At 72.5% G+C, this 4,969-nt stretch carries 4 protein-coding genes; 3 read left to right on the forward strand and 1 reads right to left on the reverse strand.

What is annotated here, in order from left to right:
- On the forward strand, window positions 1–1,123 hold a 1,123-nt coding region (locus ABT085_RS43595; protein ID WP_351621940.1), incomplete at its 5' end, for a DUF4139 domain-containing protein.
- An 8-nt stretch (window positions 1,124–1,131) separates the two neighbouring features.
- The gene (locus tag ABT085_RS43600; RefSeq protein WP_351621943.1) at window positions 1,132–2,691 is read left to right on the forward strand and encodes a DUF4139 domain-containing protein; all 1,560 of its coding nucleotides are present in this window, start codon (window positions 1,132–1,134) and stop codon (window positions 2,689–2,691) included.
- Window positions 2,692–3,026: 335 nt separating this feature from the next.
- Here ABT085_RS43600 and ABT085_RS43605 read toward each other — a convergent pair whose 3' ends face one another.
- Window positions 3,027–3,707, reverse strand: coding sequence for a TetR/AcrR family transcriptional regulator (locus ABT085_RS43605; protein ID WP_351621946.1), 681 nt, complete (start codon window positions 3,705–3,707; stop codon window positions 3,027–3,029).
- Between the two features lie 59 nt (window positions 3,708–3,766).
- On the opposite strand from ABT085_RS43605, the gene ABT085_RS43610 reads away from it, so the two are divergent.
- Complete coding sequence (locus ABT085_RS43610) at window positions 3,767–4,648, forward strand: SDR family NAD(P)-dependent oxidoreductase (RefSeq protein WP_351621949.1); 882 nt, start codon at window positions 3,767–3,769, stop codon at window positions 4,646–4,648.
- Window positions 4,649–4,969: the final 321 nt, after the last annotated feature.

Here is a 4,969-nt window from a genome sequence, read left to right on the forward strand (position 1 = left end):
CTTCAGAGGTCGCCGTTTTGTCCAGCCCGCTGTACTGGTCCGGCCCCGTCCGCGAAATCGGCTGGCGCTCGTTCCACCAGGTGTCGAAGAGATCGCCGCCGCCGCGCTGCCCGACCTGGCGCCACCGCCCCGTCCGCTCGCCCGCAGCGGTCCGTTCCCGGCCGCCGCGGCCATGGCGCCCGCCGCCCCGGGCGGGGCCGTGCCGCCACCGAGTCCGGGCGCCGCCGCGCCGCCGCCGCTTCCGGAGTTCCTCGCCGGTCCGCCACCGGCCCCGGCACCCGCCGGTCCGCCGCGGCCCAGCGACACCGAACTCGACTACACCGCCCTCGCCCTGTGCGGCCCCGAGGCGGGGAGCGATCGCCGGGGCCTGCTGTTCCCGGGCCCGTCCTTCGATCCGGTGGCCGCCGAACTCCGCCGCCGCGCCGAGGCGACGGCCGCCTTGCCGCTGCCCGGACACGCGGTGCGGCCCCGCGAATCGGCGGGCTCCTTCGACCATCGCTTCGACGCCGCGGCCCGTGCCGACGTCCCCTCGGACGGCACCTGGCACACCGTCACCGTCGCCGAGATCCCGGTCGGCCTGCGTACCGAGTACCTCAGTGTGCCGGGCGTGGAACAGACCGCGTACGCCACGCTGGTGCTCTCCAACGCCACCGACCAGGCTCTGCTGGCGGGACCGGTGGAGGTCAGCGTGGACGGCGAATTCCTGCTGACCGCCGCGCTGCCCACGCTCGCCCCCGGCGGCGTGAGCCGGATGGGACTCGGGCCGGCCGAGGGCATCCGGGTCACTCGCCGTACGAGCCTGCACGAGTCGACGGCGGGTCTGCGCAACGGCACCACCGTGCTCGACCACCGTGTCCACGTGGAACTGGCCAACCGGCTCCCGTGGCCGGCCACCGTCGAGGTGCGCGAGCGGGTGCCCGTCACCTCCGAGGCGGACGTACGGATCGTCGAGCAGGCCGACTGGACGGCACCCGAGGACGACCAGAGTGCCGATCACCATGTCCCGGGCCTGCGCATCTGGCGGGTGGAGCTGCCCGCGGGCGGAACCGTCGCCCTCGACGGCGGCTACGAAATACGCATCCCGGCGGGCAAGGTCCTGGCCGGCGGCAACCGCAGGAGCTGACACACCCCATGTCCACGGACCAGACACCGATCGCGCTTCCTGTCACCGCCGTCACCTGCCTGGAGGACCGCGCCCATGTCGAGCGGAGCGCGGTGCTCGAACTGCAGGCCGGAGTCCAGCGGTTGCGCCTCGGTCCGGTCAGCGCGCTGGCCGTCGACCGCACTCTGCACGCCGAACTGACCGCCGATCACCCGGCGACCGTGCTCGACCTGCGGATCGTGCGCAGCTGGACCCCGCGCGGGCCGCTGCCGGACGCTGACGACTCCGCCCTGCGTCACCGCCTGCACAGCCTCGAGAAGGAACAGGCCGCGCTGAAGCAGCGCCGGGATCGCCTCCGTGCCCGCCTCGACGCCCTCGCCCGGCTGGCCGCCGATCTGCTGCGGGACATCGGCGAAGGGGCGGGCTCCGGGGAGACCGACGTGCCCCGCTGGAGCCGCGAACTGGACCGCGTGGACGGTGAACGCGACACGTACAGCGAGGAACTACGCTCCCTTGAGTCCGAGTTGGCCGCCGTCGCCGCCGAACTCGACTCGGTCCGGCGTGCCATGGACCTCGCCGAAACGGAACCAGTCGAGCTCGTCGGCCACATCGAGCTGACCGTACAGGCCGCGGCAGCCGGACCGGTCGGGCTGCGGCTAAGCCACCTCACTCCGTGTGCGCTGTGGCGCCCTGCCTATCGGGCCGTGCTCGACGGGGGCGCACTGACCCTGGAGACGGACGCCATGGTCTGGCAGCAGACCGGCGAGGACTGGTCGGACGTACGACTGACGTTGTCGACGGCCCGGTCGGCGGCGGCCACCGAGCCGCCGCGGCTGGGAGAGGACCGGCTGACGCTCAAGGACCGGTCGGCCGCGGAACGCCGTACGGTCGAGGTCGAACTGCGTGAACAGGAGATCGGGGACCTCGGCCCGGTCCCGGTGCCGGGCCTGCCCGGGGTGGCCGACGGTGGCGAGGTGCGGGTGCTGCACTCTCCCTCGCCGGTGTCCGTGCCCGGCGACGGGCGCGCCCACCGGGTGCCGGTCTCGTCTTTCACCACGCCCGCCGAGAGCGAGTACGGCTGCTCCCCCGAGCTGTCCCCGCTGGTCACCCGGCTGCTGCGGTTCGACAACCGGTCCGGGCACGTGCTGCTGGCCGGGCCGGTGGACCTGGTCCGGGACAGCGGATACGGCGGCCGCGGCACGCTGGACTTCACGGCTCCCGGCGCCCCTGTGGAGCTGGCGTTCGGCAGCTGCGACGACTTCCGGGTGGTCCGCGATGTCGAGGAGTCCCGCGAGAGCGTCGGACTGAGCCAGCGCACCGTGCTCACCCGCATCGTCCGGCTGCATCTGTCCCGCTTCTCGGCTCCCGGGGAGAACGACGAACGGACGGTGGTGCTCCGGGAGCGTATTCCGGTGTCGGAGGTCTCGGCGGTGGAGATACGCCTGTCCAAGGACGCCTGCTCCCCCGCCCCCGAGACGGTCGACACCGAGGGCATCGCCAGCTGGACCATCACCCTCCCGCCCGGAGGCCGCCGCACCCTCACCCTGGCCTACGAAGTGTCGGCGAGCGGGAAGGTCACCGGGCTGTGAATGCGGCACGGTGGGTCGATGCACGGTACGACGCCGCGTCGGCGCCGGAGTGACACGACCGGCGCCGAACCGTGCCCTGTCCCGCTCGAGCGCCGTCCGCCGGTCGAGCAGGTGAGGCGTTGCGTCGGTCCCGGCATGACCTGCACCGACGGGTGATGTCACTTCGTGCACCGGGCGCATCAGGCCGCACGAACCCACAGGGTGAGCTCCGGGTGCCGGTGTCCACCCGATGGCATGCCGGGCGACAGGCAACGCCTGGGACCCGGTCGCGAACAAGCACGGGACGTGCCGACTCGGCTTCGGGCTCACTCTGAAGTCCGGGGCCCGGCCGCCGCTCAGTGCCGTGGCATCCCACCTCGGCGCGCGGCGACGATCCCCTCCAGCATGGCCGTCAGGATCCGGGCCAGCCGAGGTTCCACGTCCACGATCGCATGCGCCAGCTGCGGGTCGCTGCGATACAGCGCCGCGACCTCCGGCCCCGGCGTAGCGATCTGCCAGAACGAGCCGGCCATCGACGTCGCGGCAGCCATCAGGTCCACGCCGTCGGCCTCGGTCAGCTCCGGCAGCCGCGAGCGGACCGCGGCGACGATCGCGTCGACCGCGGTCAGGGTGACCAGCTTGAATTCGCGCACCGCCTCGACCGAGACGTTGCGCTCGAGATTCATCGGCGCCTGCGCGAGCAGGTCGCAGAACATGCCGCGGACCGCGAGGGTGCGGGCGAAGGCCGCGGCCACGCCCGCCGTGTCGCCGACGGCGACCCGGCCGATCTCGGCGCACAGGACCGGCGCCCACTCCTGCCAGTCGGCCGCGGTCAGACGCAGGAAGATCGCCTCCCGCGTCTCGAAGTAGCGCAGCAGCGCGGACTTGTGCATGCCCACGGCCGCGGCGATGTCGGTCAGCGTGACCTGCCGGATGCCTTGCTCGGCCCCCAGGTCCCGGGCGGCGTCCAGGATCGCGGCCTCCCGCTGCTGCTTGGCCTGCGGGGACCGGGCGCGTCGGAAGTCGGTGGTGTCCACTGATCCATCTTAGCGCAACGGAGTTGCATTATTAACGCAACAGTGTTTTGCTAAATGGCATGACTGAGAACATGCAGCAGACCTGGTTCATCACCGGCTCCTCCCGCGGTTTCGGCCGCGCCCTCGTCCGCGCCGCTCTGGAGGCCGGAGACACCGTGGCAGCGACAGCCCGCAGGCCCGAGCAACTCGACGACCTGGCCGCCGAGTTCGGCGACCGGATCGCCCCCATCGCGCTCGACGTGACCGATCCCAGGGCGGCGCAGGCGGCGCTGGAGGAGGCCAGGAAGCGCTTCGGCCGGATCGACGTACTGGTCAACAACGCCGGCTACGCCAACGTCTCCCCGATCGAGACCACCGATGACGACGACTTCCGCACCCAGTTCGAGACGAACTTCTGGGGTGTCTACAACGTCACCAAAGCGGCGATCCCCCTGCTGCGCGAACAGGGCGGCGGGCTGGTCGTCCAGTTCTCCTCGATGGGCGGCCGCGTCGGCGGCTCCCCGGGTATCGCCTCCTACCAGGCGGCCAAGTTCGCGATCGACGGCTTCAGCCGGGTGCTGCGCGTGGAGACCGCTCCGTTCGGAGTCCGAGTTCTGGTTGTCGAGCCGAGCGGGTTCCGCACCGACTGGGCCGGCTCCTCGATGACTGTGCACGACGTGCCCGAGGGCTACGACGACACCGTCGGCGCGATCAACCGGCGCATCCGGCAGAGCACCGAAGGACCGGCCGGCGACCCGGTGCGAGCTGCGGAGATCCTCGTGCGGATGGCGAAGCGCCACGACATCCCGACCAACCTCGCGCTTGGCGTGATGGCTTCGGAGGGGTCCATCGCCCAGGACCGGCGACTGCTGGCGCAGGACGAGAAATGGAGCACCGTCGGACGGTCCGCGGACTTCGCCGAGGCCTACCCGGTGAGGTTTCCGGAGGACGCGGCGGCCTAGCAGCCGCTCACCGAGTCCCACACAAGCGCCCGAGGTCCGTCGAGCGGGTCACGACCCCGCCGCGCAGAGCGGCGGGCCGACTGCGGCGCTCCGCGCCGGGGCGGATCGCCTGGTCGACGGCACACCCCGGTCGGGTGCGCCGGCGCCTGACGCGCGCTGCCGCGCACCCGTCCTCCCGGCGCGGTGTGAGCACCGGCGCGAGAACGGGACGCTGCGGCCTCGAGTGGTTTCTCCCGTAGGAGGTCGGAGGGCGCCGATGCGCCCTCCCTCCACGCCCCGGCTTTCGGTGCGGGCGCCGAAGTGATCACGCCCGGCGCCGGG

The sequence above is a fragment of the Streptomyces sp. NPDC002265 genome (assembly GCF_040296125.1).
In the GTDB taxonomy this organism is placed as follows: Bacteria; Actinomycetota; Actinomycetes; order Streptomycetales; family Streptomycetaceae; genus Streptomyces.